9 protein-coding genes are annotated in these 15,808 nt (G+C 74.8%); 8 read left to right on the top strand and 1 reads right to left on the bottom strand.

Annotated features, from left to right (window positions below; genetic code table 11):
* The first annotated feature begins 1 nt into the window (after nt 1).
* Genes CRV15_RS37320 through CRV15_RS00610 form a run of 4 tightly spaced genes read left to right on the top strand, consistent with a single transcriptional unit; the run spans nt 2 to nt 4,717 of the window.
* Nucleotides 2-1,639 (top strand): prenyltransferase/squalene oxidase repeat-containing protein, encoded by a 1,638-nt coding sequence (locus CRV15_RS37320; protein ID WP_003962766.1) that lies wholly within the window; start codon nt 2-4, stop codon nt 1,637-1,639.
* Nucleotides 1,633-2,994, top strand: coding sequence for a cytochrome P450 (locus tag CRV15_RS00620; RefSeq protein ID WP_003962767.1), 1,362 nt, complete (start codon nt 1,633-1,635; stop codon nt 2,992-2,994). The genes CRV15_RS37320 and CRV15_RS00620 overlap by 7 nt, the downstream gene beginning before the upstream one ends.
* Nucleotides 2,991-3,752, top strand: coding sequence for an SDR family NAD(P)-dependent oxidoreductase (locus CRV15_RS00615; RefSeq protein ID WP_003962768.1), 762 nt, complete (start codon nt 2,991-2,993; stop codon nt 3,750-3,752). Before CRV15_RS00620 ends, CRV15_RS00615 begins: the two co-directional genes overlap by 4 nt.
* 26 nt (nt 3,753-3,778) lie before the next feature.
* Nucleotides 3,779-4,717, top strand: coding sequence for a terpene synthase family protein (locus CRV15_RS00610; RefSeq protein ID WP_003962769.1), 939 nt, complete (start codon nt 3,779-3,781; stop codon nt 4,715-4,717).
* 32 nt (nt 4,718-4,749) lie between these two features.
* Here CRV15_RS00610 and CRV15_RS00605 read toward each other — a convergent pair whose 3' ends face one another.
* The gene (locus CRV15_RS00605) at nt 4,750-4,941 is read right to left on the bottom strand and encodes a hypothetical protein (protein ID WP_129555046.1); all 192 of its coding nucleotides are present in this window, start codon (nt 4,939-4,941) and stop codon (nt 4,750-4,752) included.
* 650 nt (nt 4,942-5,591) lie between these two features.
* On the opposite strand from CRV15_RS00605, the gene CRV15_RS00600 reads away from it, so the two are divergent.
* From CRV15_RS00600 to CRV15_RS00585, 4 genes are read left to right on the top strand one after another with little or no spacing between them, the layout of a single operon-like run.
* The gene (locus tag CRV15_RS00600; protein WP_009998171.1) at nt 5,592-8,891 is read left to right on the top strand and encodes a DUF6603 domain-containing protein; all 3,300 of its coding nucleotides are present in this window, start codon (nt 5,592-5,594) and stop codon (nt 8,889-8,891) included.
* Between the two features lie 20 nt (nt 8,892-8,911).
* Nucleotides 8,912-11,098, top strand: a complete 2,187-nt coding sequence (locus tag CRV15_RS00595) for a hypothetical protein (protein WP_003962772.1) — start codon at nt 8,912-8,914, stop codon at nt 11,096-11,098.
* Nucleotides 11,099-11,111: 13 nt separating this feature from the next.
* Nucleotides 11,112-14,708 carry a hypothetical protein gene (locus CRV15_RS00590; RefSeq protein WP_003962773.1) on the top strand — a complete coding sequence of 1,199 codons (3,597 nt, stop codon included), beginning with the start codon at nt 11,112-11,114 and terminating at the stop codon, nt 14,706-14,708.
* Nucleotides 14,705-15,799, top strand: a complete 1,095-nt coding sequence (locus CRV15_RS00585; RefSeq protein WP_003962774.1) for a hypothetical protein — start codon at nt 14,705-14,707, stop codon at nt 15,797-15,799. Before CRV15_RS00590 ends, CRV15_RS00585 begins: the two co-directional genes overlap by 4 nt.
* The last annotated feature ends 9 nt before the right edge of the window (nt 15,800-15,808 follow it).

The raw sequence follows: 15,808 nt of genomic DNA, 5'->3' as shown, positions 1-15,808 counted from the left end.
GATGTCGGAGACCGTGAGCGGAACGACCGCCCCGAACGGGACGGGGGGCCCGGGCGCCCCCGCCGGGGCCCGCGATCTGACGGCGGAGATCCGCCGGGCCTGCCGGGCCGCCGCCGAGCACTGCCGCACGACGCAGAACGCGGACGGATCGTGGTCGCCGGACCCCGACCCCCGGATCACCGAGACCGCGCTCGTCTGCCACGCCCTCGCCCGCTCCCGGGGGACCCGCGCCGATCCCGGCGTCGACGGCGCCGTCGCCCGCGCCCGGACCTGGCTGCGCGCCGCCACCCCCCAGGGCCACGACCCCGGCGTCCGCCTCCTGGAGACGCTGCTGCGCTCCCACGCGCTCGGCGAACCCGACGCGGCGCGCGCCACCCTGTACGAGAGCTGCCGGACGACCCTCCCCGCGCGGGCCCGGCTGATCCGCGCGGTGGCCCTGAGCGCATCCGGTACCACTCCGTCCGGTACCACTCCGTCCGGCGCCACCGCGCCCTTCGGCGCCGGGGCCCTGGCCGAGGGGATCGAGCGGCTGACCGCCGACACGGAACGCCTGGGCACCGGCGCCGAGTGGGCGGGCAAGCCCTGGAGCCGCACCGAGGTCCTCGCCGAACTGGCCCTGGCGCAGCACGCCGCCGGCCGCCCGGCGGACGCCGCCGCCACCGTCGCCTCGCTCGCCCGTGACCAGTCGCCCGACGGCTCGTTCCACTCCCTGGCCATCACCACCGCGCTCGCCTTCCTCGCCCTGGACACGGCCGCCCCCGGCGGCACCGCCTGGACCCGGGCCCGCCGGTCCCTCCTGGACATCCAGCGGGCCGACGGGACCTGGCGGTTCAGCCCCACCGAGATCTGGGACACCGCCCTGACCGTACGGTCCTTCCGGGGCGTCCCGGCCTTCGACACCGCCTGCCTCGCCCCGGCCCGCGCCTTTCTGCGCGCCACCCAGAACCCGGACGGCGGCTGGCCCTGCCTCGCCGGGCTGACCTCCGACTACGACACCACCTCCACCGCCCTGACCGCCCTCGCCGACGACCCCCGCGCCGCCGCGGCGATCGACCGGGGCCTGGAGTTCCTCCGCGCCGGACAGCGGGCCGACGGCCTCTGGCCCACCTGGCAGTCCGCGTCCGACACGCCCGCCCAGGACGTCATCGCCCATGTCCTGACCGCCCTGGACGTCCATGGGCACCGGCACCGCGTCGAGACCGGACGGGCCCGCCACTGGCTCGCCGCCCAGTGGTACACCGACCGCCGCTGGACCGCCGACTGGTACCGGGGCCTGCCCTACGCCACCGCCGAGGCCGTCAGGGCGCTCCCCGGCCACGAGGCCGCCGCCCGCGCCGCCGACCGGCTCGCCGCCCGGCGCGAACCCGACGGCGGCTGGGCCGCCGAACCCGGCGAACCCACCACGCCGGGCTCCACCGGACTCGCCCTCGCCGCCCTCCACGCCGCGGGCCACCCCGCGGCCCGGCCCACCGACCGCGGCGTCCACGGGCTGCTCGCGGCCCAGCGCCCGGACGGCACCTGGGAAGGAGCCCCGATGATGTACGGCCCGCGCCCGCTGCTCGCCCACTACGGGAGCCATACACAGGCGTTCGTCGTCTGCGGGCTGCGCGCCGTGACGGAGCGGGTGCCCGCATGGTGAGCCGCTTCCGGGTGCCCACCGCCCCCGGCGGGCTGCCCTTCGTCGGCCACACCCGGCGGCTGAGCCACGACCCCCTCGCCTATCTGCGCTCCCTGCGCGGTGCCGGGGACCTCGTCCGGCTCCGGGTCGGCCCCCGCTGCGTCTATCTGGTGACCTGCCCCGCGCTGACCCGCCGGGTCCTCGTCGACGAGGCCCGGTCCTTCGACAAGGGCGCGATGTTCGACGAGCTCCGCCTCGGGATGGGCAACGGACTCGTCATCTCCGGCGGCGCCTTCCACCGCCGCCAGCGCCGCCTCGCCCAGCCCGCCTTCCACCCCGCGCGGATCGACGGCTACACCCGGGCCATGACCCGGCGCGCCGGTGAACGCACCGCCGCCTGGCAGTCCGGTGTCACCCTGGACCTGACCCGGGAACTCGACGAACTCACCCTGGACATCCTGCTCGACACCGTCCTCGGCGACAGCGCCGGTGCCGTCCGCGAGGACGTGCTCCGCTGGCTGTCCGCCAAGAGCGGGGTGATGCGCCGTGTGCTCTCCCCGCTGTCCGCGTGGCGCGCCCGGCTGCTCCGTCCGGGCCCCGCGCGCCCGCTGCCCGTCACCGAGGACACCCTCGCCTCCCTGCGCGCCCTGCTGGCGGTGGAGATCCACCGCGGCAGGCTCGCCCCCGTCGGCGGGGGCACCGAGGACATGCTGTCCGTACTGATCGCCGCCCGCGACCCGGACGGCGTCACCGGGATGACCGACGCCGAGCTGACCGATGAACTCCTGACCCTGTTCCTCGCCGGGACCGGCACCGTGAGCGCCGCTCTCGCCTGGGCGTTCGCGGAGGTCAGCCGCCACCCCGCGATGGAGCGCGCCCTCGCGGACGAGGCCCTGCGGGTCCTCGGCGGGCCGCGCCCCGCCACCGTCGCCGACCTGCCGGAACTCCAGTACACCGAACGCTTCCTGCGCGAGGTGCTCCGCTGCCACGCGGTCTGGCTGCTGATGCGGCGCACCCTCACCGCCGTGGAGCTCGGCGGTGTGACCCTGCCGCCCGGCACGGACGTCTACCTCAGCCCCGACATACTCCACCACGACCCCGGCAGCTTCGCCGACCCGGACCGGTTCGACCCCGACCGCTGGCTCGCGGAGCGGCGGGAGCCCGGGGCCCAGGGCGCCCGCGGCGCCTATCTCCCCTTCGGCGCGGGCAACCGCCGGTGCGCCGGGGACGGCTACGCCTGGGCCGAGATGGCCCTCGTCCTCGCCACCACCCTGGCCCGCTGGCGGCTCGTCCCCGGGCCGGGGAACCGGCCCCGGCCCCGGGTGGGCACCGTGGTGCGGCCCGAGCGGCTGCGGATGATCCCGGAGCCGCGATGAGCGCGCCCCGGCCCGCCGCCCCCGCCCACGGCACTGTCCTCGTCAGCGGCGGCGCCTCCGGTATCGGCGCCGCCTGCGTCCGCCGGCTCGCCCCCGCCGCCGGGACCACCGTCGTCGCCGACACCGACCGGGACCGCGCCGGGCTGCTCGTGGACGAACTCCGTTCCCAGGGGCTGTCCATCACCGCGGAATCCCTGGACGTCCGCGACCCGGACGCCGTCGCCGCGCTCTACCGGCGGCTCGCCGCCGAGCACCCGCCGGTGACGCTCCTCGTCAACAGCGCCGGTATCAGCGGACCGAGACGCCCGCTGGACGCGTACCCGCCGGAGGACTTCGACGCCGTGGTCCGCACCGGCCTCCACGGCACCTTCCACATGATGCGCGGAGCCCTGCCCGCGATGCGGGCCCGCGGGGGAGGGGTGGTGGTGAACATCGCGTCCGTCGCGGGCGCCCGGGCCGTGCGCGGGTTCGGCCCCTACGCCGCCGCCAAACACGCCGTCATCGGACTGACCAGGACCGCCGCGCGGGAGTACGCGGAGTACGGGATACGGGTGGTCTCCGTCTCCCCGGGCCACATCGACACCCCGATGCTCGGCGCGCTCCCCGCCGGTACGGCCGGACGGCTCGCCCGCGAGGTCCCCGCGGGCCGCCTCGGCCGCCCCGAGGAGGTGGCGGACCTCGTCGCCTTCCTCGGCTCGGAGCAGGCCCGTTACATCACCGGCTCCGACCACCCGGTGGACGGCGGCTGGCTCGGCTGACCCCTGGAGCGTCCGAAGGAGACACCGTGGAGGAGAACGCCGTGGGAAAGACCACCGGGGGACGAAGCACCGGGGACGGCACCGGGGAGCGGGAGGGCCCCGGGGGTCCCGGAGACACGGCCCTCCTCCACCACGCCGTCGACGGCTGCGGGACCGCGCTCCGCCTCGTCCCCGGCGTCCGCCGCTGGGCCGGGCAGCACGGTCTCTCCCTCGCCACCGACATCGTCCCCCAGGTCTGTCTGGCGGCGGCCTTCTGCGGCGGCCCGGACCGGGACCCGGAGGCCCTGGCCCTCACCACGCGGCTGCTGACCTGGACCTACGCCCTGGACGACCACTCCGACGACCGCACCGCCGACAGCGGCTCGGTGGCGGAGACCATCGAGGGCTGTCTCGCCGTCCTGCACGGGGCCGCGTCCGCCCGCGCGGAGGACCCGCCCCTGGTACGGGCGTTCGCCGACCTGGTGCCGCGGGCCCTGGACGGGCTCGCGCCTCCGGTCGCGCACGCCTGGCAGGAGGAGGCCGCCGCCCTGCTGACGGGCACCCTGCGGGAGCGCGCCTGGGCGGACGGCACCGCTCCGCCGCCGTCCCTGGCGGAGTATCTCGACATCGGCGCACGGACCATCGCCGTGGCCCTCAAGGCGATCACGCTCTGGTGCGGACTGCGGGAGCCGGATCTCTCCGACCGGCTCCCGCAGCTCCTGCCGCCGCTGGCGCGGGCCGCTCTCGCGGTGCGCCTCGCCAACGATCTGAGCGGCCATCGGGTCGAGCGGGCCCTCGGCATCGTCGACGCGCTCACCCTCGGACTGAGCGTGGCGGACGCGGAGGACCGGGTCCGCCGCCATGTCCATGAGTGCGCCGACGCGCTGCGCCCCCTCACCTCACGGGGCCACCGGCCGGCGCTCGTCGTCGAACGGTCCGCCCGCTGGTCCGTGCGGCTGTACGGGCGGTACTACGCCGGGCGCTGACCCGGGACCGGGGCCCGGCAGGCCCCGGCCGACTAGCGGCCTGCGGCAGGGGCCTGCGATCCGGGCGCCCCCGCGGAGCCCGCCGGAGTCCCGACTGTGCCCTTGCCCTTGCCGCCGTGCGGCGGGGCGGGCATGTGGTTGTCGGCCATGGCCGCCCCCGCTGAACCGAGAATCAGCAGTGCGGCGGTGGCGGTGGCGAGCGATATACGGTGCCTTCTCTGCATCAGGCAACCCCCTTCGGTCATGGAACTACGGTGTGCGACGCGGCTCGCGCCGTCCCCCGGTGAATACCGGTTCTGTGGAACAACGTTCCCGCGAGCCGATGATCCGATACGGCCGACGAGGAAAGGAAGGGCGCCACGCGGGCGTCCCGCGGACCGTTCGCGGAAGGAATCTCCCCGGTCCGCCTTCCCCGGTGCGGCCCCGGGACGACCCCTCCATCATCGCTCAAGTGGAGGGCGGGTCACAGGAGATGGGTGTGGCATACCTCATAACCGGGGGCATCGGATGTCCCAGGTGCGCGCCCTGCGCGGGGACGGCCGCCGGGCGCCGCCCGGCGCCGCCACCGGAGGCACACGTTCCGTGGGTGACAAAGCGTCAAGCTGCGTACCGCTCGCGAGCGTTGCTGACGTGACCGTTCACAGAGGCGATCGCGGCCCTCGCCGTGCGGCCCGCGGCCCGCCGCCGTGTTCCCGGGGGCCGCCGCCGCGCGACCGCGCCGCCGTTCCTGGGGAACGCCGTCCGTTGCTCCCGGCATAAGTTTTGGAATCAACAAATCCGTGCCGCTGTTCTGAACAAGCCCTCGATTGGCCGGAAAAACCTGTTTGACAACCCCCCGTCCGGTTTCCCGGCGGAGGCGATCGACGACCGTGCCATGATTCCGCCCGGCCTCATCACCACCGCGACGCTCGGGGAGCTCATGGCCCTCTCGCTCCAGGAATTACTCGATCTCTTTCCCGGTTCCGGCGACGACTTCGGCATCCCCTTCGACCGCCTCAGAGAGTTGGGAGGAGTCCCCGAACTGCTCGCGACCTGGCTCCAGTCGGCGGATCTGACGGTCAGGGGGGCGATCCCCGACCGGGGGAACCTGACCGTCGAAGGGGTGCTCTCCTTCACCCTGGTCGACGGTCCCTGCCCCGTGGTCGTGTCCTTCACCGCCGACGCCGCCGGGACGGTCAGCGGGGTCGGTCTCGACTTCACCCTCCCGTCCTCGGACGACGACGAGGGCGAAGGCCGTGCAGGCCGTGAAGAGGAAAGGGACGACGAGGAGGACGAGGACGACGAGGAGGACCCCGGGCTCGTCCCGCATCTCGTCCTCACCGCGGGCGCCCAGTTCTCCGCCGCGCTGTCGCTGCCCTTCGCCGGCGGGGAGAAGGAGATGGTCTTCACCGCCACCTACGACGGCGGCACCGTCATCGGCGACTGGTCCTCCGACGCCAGCCTGTCCTGGGACGACATCGCCGACGTCCTCGGCACCGCCCCCGCCGAACTCCCGCCCGCGCTGGTGCCCTCGCTCCACCAGGTCGCCTTCGCCTACGAGAAGCGCAAGCGGGCCGTCGTCCTGAGCGCGCGCACCGAGTACGTCCAGCTCGCCTGGGCCTCCCTGCCCCAGAAGCGGGCCGCCATCGGCACCGGCCGACGGCTGCGGGTCGTCCTGCTCCAGGGGGTCTACGAGGCGGGACTCGCCGACCTCCCCACCGTCGGCGAGCACATCCCCCTGGAGGACGACCTCGTCTTCGCCGGGCTCCAGGCGTTCCACCTCTCCGCGCCGATGAGGACCCGCAAGGTGAAGGCCGTCAACGAGCTGCTGGCCGATGTGGGCGTCAACCTCGGACTGCCCTCCCGCGACCTGACCGCCGGAGCCTCCGTCGCCATCACCGGCGGCATCGCCCTCACCGCCAAGAACTACGGCCTCGTCCATCCGCTGCGCCGCAGGAAGCCCGGCCCCGGGCCCGGCCCCGTCCCGCCGCCCTTCGCACCCGCGCCCGCCGCGCCCCCGGCCCTCCCGGCCGTCCGTGCCGACGAGGACACCCCCGAGCCCGCCAAGGCGTCCCTTCCCGTCGACGCCGTCTTCGGCCCGCTGCGGATCTCCGAGATCTCCCTCGGCTACGCCGACGGCACCGTCCGCGTCACCATCGACGCGACCCTCGACGCCGGAGGCATCGAACTCAGCGCCTCCGGCCTCGGTTTCACCGTCCGGATCGACCGGGGCGACGGCGAGTGGGACTTCACCCCCGTGCTGAGCGGCCTCGGCCTCGCCTACGACCGGCCCCCCGTCCGGATCGCCGGAGCCTTCCTCGTCAAGGAGTCCGAACCGCCCTACGAGCAGCTCTTCGCGGGCATGGCGGTGATCGAGGCCAAGGTCGTCAGCGTCAAGGTCCTCGGCGCCTACGCCCGCGCCGAGGGCGGCTTCCCCTCCCTCTTCCTCTACGGGGTGCTCGGCGGGCGCTCCGGCCTCGGCCCGCCCCCGTTCCAGGTGCGCGGCATCGCGGCCGGTTTCGGCTACAACAGCTCCGTCCGGGTGCCCGCCCCCGCCGACACCCCGTCCTTCCCGTTCGTCGCCGAACTCGCCCAGGGCGGCCCGGCCCGGCCCCCGCTGGAGGTCCTGGACTCCCTGCTCGACGGCGCCGGCGGCAGGCCCCCCTGGATCACCCCCGAGGCCGGGCGGATCTGGTTCGCCCTCGGGATCGACTTCACCGTCTTCAGGATGGTCGACGCCCAGGCCCTCGCCCTGGTGGAGTTCGGCGACGACTTCACCGTCGCCGTACTCGGGCTCGCCACCGCCGCCTTCCCCCTCGGACGCGGCGACGGCCCCGTCCTCGCCCGCGTCCAGCTCGCCCTCCAGGCCCTCTACACCTCCCGCGACGGCATGCTCGCGCTCGCCGCCGAACTCACCCCCGAGTCCTTCGTCCTCGACCCGGACTGCCGGCTCACCGGCGGACTCGCCTACCGCACCTGGTTCGCCGGGGACCACGCCGGGGACTTCGTCTTCACCCTCGGCGGCTACCACCGCGACTTCGACCCGCCGGAGCGCTACCCCGTCGTCCCCCGGCTCGGCTTCACCTGGGGCATCTCCGATGTCGTCACCGTCCGGGGCGAGGCGTACTGCGCCCTCACCCCCGCCGCGCTGATGGCGGGCGGACGGCTGGAGGTCGCCTTCCACTCCGGCATCGTGGACGCCTGGCTCAGCGCCCGGCTCGACGCCCTGATCCAGTGGAAGCCCTTCTGGTTCCGGCTCGGCATCGGGGTCCGCATCGGCTTCTCCGTGGACCTGTGGCTCTTCACCGTCCGCGGTGAGGTCGGCGTCGACCTCGACCTGTGGGGCCCGCGCGTCGGCGGCATCGCCACCGTCCACCTCTGGTGCATCGACTTCGACATCTCCTTCGGCGCGAGCGCGCAGAAGGACCCGCCCCCGGTCCCCTGGAGCGAGTTCCAGGAACAGCTCCCCGCCCCCGAGGAGCGGCTGCGCATCACCCCGCTCCGCGGCATCCTCCCCGAGGACGAGTCCGTCCGCGCCCGCCGCCGGGCCACCGGGGACGAGCGCTGGGTGGTCTCCGCCGACGGCTTCTCCTTCTCCACCACCACCGCCGTCCCCGCGTCGAAGGCCACCGCCGGAACGAGGACGGTCGACGGCAAACTCCTCGACATCCGGCCCATGGAGGCCACCGGGATCGACTCCCGGCACACCCTGACCATCACCCTGGACGACCGCCCCTTCGACCCCCACGCCCGCGACTGGATCATCACCGAGAACACCTCCGCCGTCCCCCAGGCGCTGTGGGGCACCGGCGACCCCGACGCCCATGACTCCCTCGTCCCCGGGCAGCTCCTCGGCCTCACCGTCGTCGTCCCGCCGCCGCAGGACGGACCCACCCCCGGCGAGATGACCGATGTCTCGCTCGGCCACGAGGACCTGGCACCCAGCGACGCCCTGCCGCTGACCCCCGCCGACCCGCCCACCGGCCCCGTCCCCGAACGCTGGCAGGACGGCACCACCCCCACCCCCGTCGGGACCATCGCCGACACCGTCGCCACCACCACCGTCCCCGCCCGGGACGCCCTGTACACCGAGCTGACGGCCCTCGGGCTCGCCCCGCCCGGCCACCACGACCCCCTGGACGGCTTCGCCGCCCGTGCCGCGAGCACCTTCACCGCCGAACCGCTGACGATCTGACGCGCGCCACGGGAGCCGCCATGACCGAGACCACCGCCGGGGAGACCCCCCGGTTCACCGTCCACTTCCACGACGACCACATCGCCCCCGCCCCCGGCGGGCTCTACACCGCCGTCCTCGAACACACCGTCGAAGGCCCCGGGGTCGACGAGAATTTCCTCCCCGTCCAGCAGGACTTCGAGATCCGGGCCCCGCAGTTCACCCTGGACGAGTCCTTCGTCCATGCCCGCCACCCCGCGCCCGGCGCCGTCGGGGCCTTCGAGTACGTCCTGCCGCACATCACCCTCAACCGGCTGATCCTGCCGTGGGAACGCAGCCCCGACCCCGACGACCTCACCCTGCCCTGGCTGGCGCTGCTGCTCCTCGCCGAGGAGGAACTGCCCGACGACCCCAGGGCCCAGGGCACCACCCGCACCCGCACCGTCCGCGAACTCCTCGGGAACACCGACCGCACCGTGCTCACCCCCGACATCCGCCGGGTCCCCGACGAACTCCTCGACAGCGCCTGCGCCACCGTCGACATCCCCGCCGACGTCTACGCCGCCCTCGTCCCGCGCAGGCAGGAGCTGCGCCACCTCTGCCATCTGCGCAGGGTCCGCGACCGGGAGGCCACCCGGGTCCTCGGGCCCGCCGGGGAGATCCTGGAGACCGGGGAGTACGGTGTCGTCGTCGCCAACCGCTTCCCCCGCACCGCCGGACGGTACGCCGCCCACCTCGTCTCCCTCGAAGGCTTCGCCGACCACCTCAGCGGCGCCCGCCCCACCCAGGACACCGTCCGGATGGTGTCCCTCGCCGCCTGGTCCTTCGAAGCGGCCCCCGACGCGGGCGCCCACTTCGCCGCCCTCGTCCGCGCACTCGCCGAGGACCCGGCGGGCCTCGGGCTCCGGCTCACCGGCGACCGGCCCGCGCAGGGCCCCGCCGCCGACCGGCTCGCCCAGGGCTACGCCCCCGTCGGCCATGTCCTGCCCTCCGGGGAACGCACCCTCGCCTGGTACCGGGGCCCCTTCACCCCCGTCGTCCCCCAGCGGCCCCCCGGCTTCGGCGACACCCCGCTGCGCCACGCCGACGAAGCCCTGATCTACCTCACCGACAGCGGCGTCTTCGACGTCGGCTACGCCGCCGCCTTCACCCTCGGCCGGGCCCTCGCCCTCTCCGACGACACCCTGGCGAGCGCGCTGTCCGCGTTCCGCACCCGCTCCCGCCGGATCGCCACCCGGGCCCTCGCGCACTCCCGTACCGCCGCCCTGCTCGACGCGGACACCGCCCACCCGGCCCGCGACCGCTTCCACCGGCTGATCGAGGACGGACTCGGCGAGCGGCTGCACCGGGCCGCCCGCACCACCGGCACCGCCGCCGCCGCGGGGACACCCCGCCGCCAGAGCGGGGGAGTGCCCCGGCCGCCGTCCCCCACCGCGCTGCGGACCGGGGCGCTGCGCGCCGGACCCCTCCGGGACGGGCTGCTCCGGGCGCTCGGCCGGCCCCTTGCCGAGCTGCGCGACACCGTCGACCAGGTGGCCCTGATCGCCCGGACCCCCCTGCACCACCTGGTGCCCGACGTCCGGATGCTGCCGCCCGAGAGCCTGCGGTTCTTCCATGTCGACCCCTGGTGGTGCGCCGCGCTGCGGGACGGCGTCCTCAGCACCGGCATCGGCACCACCCTCGACGAGGTGGTGGGCCGCCTGGCCCACGACACCCTCGACGCCCCCCGCCCGCTCTCCGGCCTCCTCATGCGCTCCGCGCTGGTCCGGAACTGGCCCGAGGCCGTCGTCGAACCCCTGCGCGCCGGGGGCGGGCTGCTCGACATCGTCCACCGCCGGGTCATCGGCCCCGATCTGCTGCTCTGCCTTGTCGACGGGGTGCCCGACGAGGTCGTCCTCCGCGAGCCCCACGCCGGAATCCACTTCGGCGTCGACGAGAACGACCGCATCGGGCTGCGCCGCCTCACCCCACCGGTGGGCGACTCCCTCGGCGAGGAGGCGTCCTTCCCCGCCGACGGCGACATCGGCCGCTTCCTGCGGACCGCCCACGACGGCGCCGTCCCCGAGATCCTGGATCTCACCGCGGGCCCCGACCCGCTGGTCCCCGCGCTGGCCGACGCCCTGCGGGAGCTCGGCGAACTCCCCGAGGGCGGGAGCCTGTCGCCCGGGGCGCTCGCCGTGGAACTCGTCAACGCCCCGCAGCGGATCTCCTTCACCCCCGGCCGTTAGGAACCCGTACGCGATGGACGTCCCCACCTCATCGAACTCCCTGATCGTCCCGGTCCAGGTGGACACCCTGCTGGTCAACAAGCACGTCAGGGCCAACGAGCCCTACCGCCGCTGGTACCCGGACTTCGAACGGCTCGACCAGCGGGTGCAGCCCGAGCCCGACCCCTTCAGCAGCGCCCCGGTCACCCCCGGGACCGGGGCCCATGTGCACTGGCAGCTCCCCGACGCGCTGCGGCGGGGACAGCAGGACGGGCCCGCCGGGGAGATCACCTTCCCGACCGTCCCCAACCGCTGGCTGGTCGTCCGCTACAGCCGTCCCGCCGCCGCCCCCGGCCAGGCGCCCACCGCCGTCGGCTGGGTCGTCGACAGCGACTTCCTCGACGACGAGGAGGGCACCTCCGCCTTTCTCGACCCCACGGAGCGCGAGAACCTGGTGCCCGCGTGGATCGGCCGTGCCGTGAACATCACCGCCGCGCCCTTCGACGGCCGCACGACCGACACCCCCTTCCTCACCGCCGTCGGACCCGGACTGCCCACGTTCTCCGCCTTCCAGCCCTACAACGAGAACGTCTTCTCCCTGCACGACCCCCTCACCGACCTCACCGGCCCCTTCCTCATCAGCTACACCGTGGTCGGCTGGTACTCGGACGAGCGCTGGGACATCCTCCGCGCCCCCTCCGGCGGTGGCATCCGGGACCGGCTCGCAGAGCTGCGCTGGGCCACCACCGATCCGGACCTCGCGCCCACCCGCTCCTACTACGCGGGCACCTCCCTCGGACTCCACTGGGACCTGGAGCTGGCCGCCTTCCCCACCCCCGACCGCAAGCCGGACGACATCAACGCCATCGACGTCGCCGTCGGCCATGTCGCCCCCGACGCCGCCACCGCGCTCACCCCGGCGGCCCTCGGCGACCCCGAGGCGGCCCTGCTGTGGGAGGCGTTCTCCTACGACCTCCTCGATGTGCTCGACGAGGACGGCGAAGGAGCCCTCGACCAGGCCCTGCGCCGCACCTGGTTCGGCGCCGAGGACGGCGGCCACCGCTGGCGGGTCGTCGACCGGCCCCGGCCCCCGGGGCAGCGGCGGCGGCAGCGCGCCGAGCGGGAGACCGCGGCCGAGCGGCAGTGGCTCGCCGGCCTCAACCGGGCCCAGTCCGCCCACGACCAGGCCCTGCGCGACCTCGCCGCCCTCCAGCGCCGGCTGTACGGACTGTGGTGGCTGGACGGCAGCCGCAAGGAGAAGCCCGACGGCTGGGCGGAACGCTGCGCGGCCCAGCTCGACCCGGCGGACCCGGACTCCCTGGCGAGCGGGGTACGGACCGCAGCCGACGGGCTGTTCGGCCCGGACGGGCTCCGCTCGCAGATCCCCTGGGGCGACACCGCCGAGGAACTCGCCGCGAGGATCGCCGAGTTCGCCGAGGGGAACATCGCCCCCGACCGCGAACTCCAGCGCTGCCCCGAACCCCCCTTCCACAGCACCCCCGACCCCTCCATCGTCGTCCGCGGGGCCCGGCTCGACCGCCCGCTCACCGACGAGAAGGACCTGCCCTGCCGGACCGTCGGCGAGACCGTCACCGGGATCGTCATCGGCGGGGCCATGACCCCGGCACCGCCCGCACCGCCCGTCCCCCGGCTCGACGGGCTGCCCGGAGCGGACGTCCTCGCCGCGCTGCTGAAGGAGTTCTTCCTCCTCGACCGGGCGGCCCTCAGCGACGACGACCTGGAAGCGGCCCTCGGCGACGACAGCCGCGTCCAGGGCACCCTCGCCCCCTGGACCCGCACCTGGGAACAGCCCTGGTCGCCGCTGCACCTCATCTGGAAGACGGACTGCCACCCCACCCCCTACCGGAGCGAGGGCGAGGACCACTGGAGCTTCGACGGCACCCGCTACCGCTGGGACGGCACCGGCGCCGTCGCCCCCAGCACCCTCACCGGACGCGCCCTGCTCAATCCGCTGCTCCCCTTCAACACCCGCTCCCGGCTCGCCCAGCACATCCGCACCCACCCCCGGGGGCCCGTGGCCGGACTGACGGCGCTGCGGGAGGCGGCCTCCGAGGACGACGAACTGTCCCAGCGGATCGACGGCGTGAACCTCTGGCTCGCCCAGCACGCACCCGCCTTCAACCTCCGCACCCCGCTCGTCGACACCGGGCTCTCCCGCGTCCCGCTCAGCGAGGTCCCCGACCCCGGCCCGCTCGACGGGCCGCCCAGGGACTTCCGCCCCGTCCGCGCCGGACAGGTCGCCTTCGAACAACTCCATGTCATCGACCGCTTCGGCCGCTCCCTCACGGTCATCAGCCCCGACAACATGCTCAGCTACGCGGTCAAGCGCGCGGACAGCGTCGTCCCCGACGTCCCCGTCAACGAGGAGAACGAGTACCGCTACGTCCAGCTCCCGCCCCGGCTGCTTCAGCCCGCCCGGCTCCGCTTCGACCATGTCTCCGCCCTCGACGACGACCGGCTGATCGAGGTCGAGGACGGACCCGCCGAAGCGGCGGGCGACACCCCCGTCTGCGGCTGGCTGATCGCCAACCGGCTCAGCCACTCCCTGCTGGTGCACGGCCCCGACGGCGCCGCCCTCGGCGAGATCAGGGCCGTTCTCGACACCGCGCACCGCAGGACCACCGACTGGGACCCGCTGCCCGGCTCCCCCTACCCGCAGACCGGTGCCGACACCCCCGGCGGGCACGCTTTCCAGCAGGCACTGCCCCATCTCCACGGCTTTGTCACCGGACTGCTCGACGGCGGCCCCGACGCCTTCGACGCCCTGCTCGCCACCGTCGACAGCGCCCTGTCCGCGACCGCCCCGCAGGGCGAGGACACCAGCCTCGCCGCGCTCGTGGGACGCCCCATGGCGCTGCTGCGCAGCCGGGTGCGGCTGGAACTCGACGGACCCGCGATGACCGCGTCCTCCTGGGAGGAAGTCCTCTCACCCACCGAGCCCGAGTTCACCGGGTACCGGTGGAACGTCCGGCTGGGCGCCGGGGACATCGTCAGCGACGGACTCGCCGGATTCTTCACCGGCACCGACTACACCACGCTCCACACCGTCGCCGAACCCGGGACCCCCGGCTACGCCGTCCCCATCGACGGCCGGGAGATCGCCCTCACGGCGCGCCCCGCGAGCGGCGACCACCCGCCCGGGGGCGCGCGCCGCGAGGAGGAGTCCGACACCGCCTGGCTGACCCTGCTCGCCGACCCCTGGGCGGCTGTCCACGCCGTCAGCGACATCCTGCCGGTGGCCCGGCTCGAACTGCCGGAGACCTGGGTGCGCACCCCCCTGGGCCGGGTCCGGCTCTCGTTCCGGATGGGACCGCTGTTCGCGGGCGTCCGGGAGGTCCCCGGCGAGGAGGGCGCCGAGCCCGTCGAACACCTGGTCATGCCCGGCCCCTCCGGCCGGCGCGGCACCTGGTCCTGGGCCGAGCCCGCGCCCGTCGGCGGCGGCGGGGCCGGGGACGGGGCCGGGGACTGGACCACCCGCCCCCTCGCCCCGCCCGACCCCCCGCTGGCCCTCACCGACACCACCCCGGCGGCCCGCTTCGGCTTCCTCCAGCTCAGCGGGGCGCTCGACGAGCCGGACGGCGACGGCCGGCGGAACGGGAGCAGCGCATGACGACCGCCCTGGGCTATCGGGTCCACGCCACCCCCTCCCCGCTGCGGATCAGCACCCCCGACAGGGACCGCCACGCCACGGTCGAGGTCGTCGTCACCAACGACGGCCCCGAGCCGGTCCCCTGCGACACCGTCACCGTCGCCCTGCCCACCGGCACCGGACCCGGCCGTCTCACCGCCCTGCCCGCGGCGGTCACCGCCACCACCGACGACCCCGCGTGGACGGCGGAGCACCGGGGCGGCGGTGTCTTCGCGCTCCGTCCGGCCGCCCCCGGCACCCCCCTCCCGCCCGGCGCGCGGATCACGCTCACCCTGTCCGGGATCGTCGTCGACAGCGTCCCCGGCACCGTCACCCTGGACATCCGGGAGACGGCCGCCCTGTCCGGCCTCCGGGAGCGGCGCCCGGCCCCCGCCGTCCGGCTGGCCAAGGCCGACCCGGACGCCCTCTTGAGGAACTTCAGGCCCGACAAGGTCTCCGTGGCCAACGGCGGGACGGTGACCCTGACCTGGGAGTGCGAGGAGGGCCCCCACTACGAGCTCTTCTTCGACGACCAGCGCGTCGTCGTCAACGGCTTCATCGAGGACGGCAACGGGACATGGAGCTCGCGCCCCCTGACCCGTGCCACGGCCTTCATGCTGCTCGCCAGTACCGTGCAGGACGGTGTACCGGTCACCTACGGACTGACCACGGCCGTGACGGTCGACATCCCCGACCTGGAGGTCGGCGACCTCGACGCCAACGGCACGGTCCGGCTCTTCGGCCGGGCGCAGGAGCTGCCCGTCACCACCCAGAGCACGGCCACGACCTACTTCGCCGACACCGACGGGGTCCTGACCGGCTATGTCAAGACCACCCGCGCCGATGCGATGGCCGAACTGAATGTGCTGGTCACCTCGCCGGACATCACCCGGCAGAAGTTCTCCGCGCAGTCCTGGGACCCGCGTGGCGGCACCGACAACCAGGAGGCGAGCCTCCTCGTCCCGGTCCCCAAGGACTCCACGGTCCGGGTCACCTCCAAGGGCCTCGATTTCTCCGGCTCGCTGACCTGGTTCCCCTTCGGGACCGGCCCCCTGCGCGAGCACACCCCCTGACCACCGGCC

The organism is Streptomyces clavuligerus (assembly GCF_005519465.1).
Classification (GTDB): domain Bacteria; phylum Actinomycetota; class Actinomycetes; order Streptomycetales; family Streptomycetaceae; genus Streptomyces; species Streptomyces clavuligerus.
This window is presented reverse-complemented; position numbering and strand designations above follow the sequence as displayed.

Coding starts and splice junctions, on each gene's coding strand:
- CRV15_RS00605 (WP_129555046.1), bottom strand. CDS start 4,941: ATGCAGAGAAGGCACCGTATATCGCTCGCCACCGCCACCGCCGCACTG.
- CRV15_RS00595 (WP_003962772.1), top strand. CDS start 8,912: ATGACCGAGACCACCGCCGGGGAGACCCCCCGGTTCACCGTCCACTTC.
- CRV15_RS00615 (WP_003962768.1), top strand. CDS start 2,991: ATGAGCGCGCCCCGGCCCGCCGCCCCCGCCCACGGCACTGTCCTCGTC.
- CRV15_RS37320 (WP_003962766.1), top strand. CDS start 2: ATGTCGGAGACCGTGAGCGGAACGACCGCCCCGAACGGGACGGGGGGC.
- CRV15_RS00600 (WP_009998171.1), top strand. CDS start 5,592: ATGATTCCGCCCGGCCTCATCACCACCGCGACGCTCGGGGAGCTCATG.
- CRV15_RS00620 (WP_003962767.1), top strand. CDS start 1,633: ATGGTGAGCCGCTTCCGGGTGCCCACCGCCCCCGGCGGGCTGCCCTTC.
- CRV15_RS00585 (WP_003962774.1), top strand. CDS start 14,705: ATGACGACCGCCCTGGGCTATCGGGTCCACGCCACCCCCTCCCCGCTG.
- CRV15_RS00590 (WP_003962773.1), top strand. CDS start 11,112: ATGGACGTCCCCACCTCATCGAACTCCCTGATCGTCCCGGTCCAGGTG.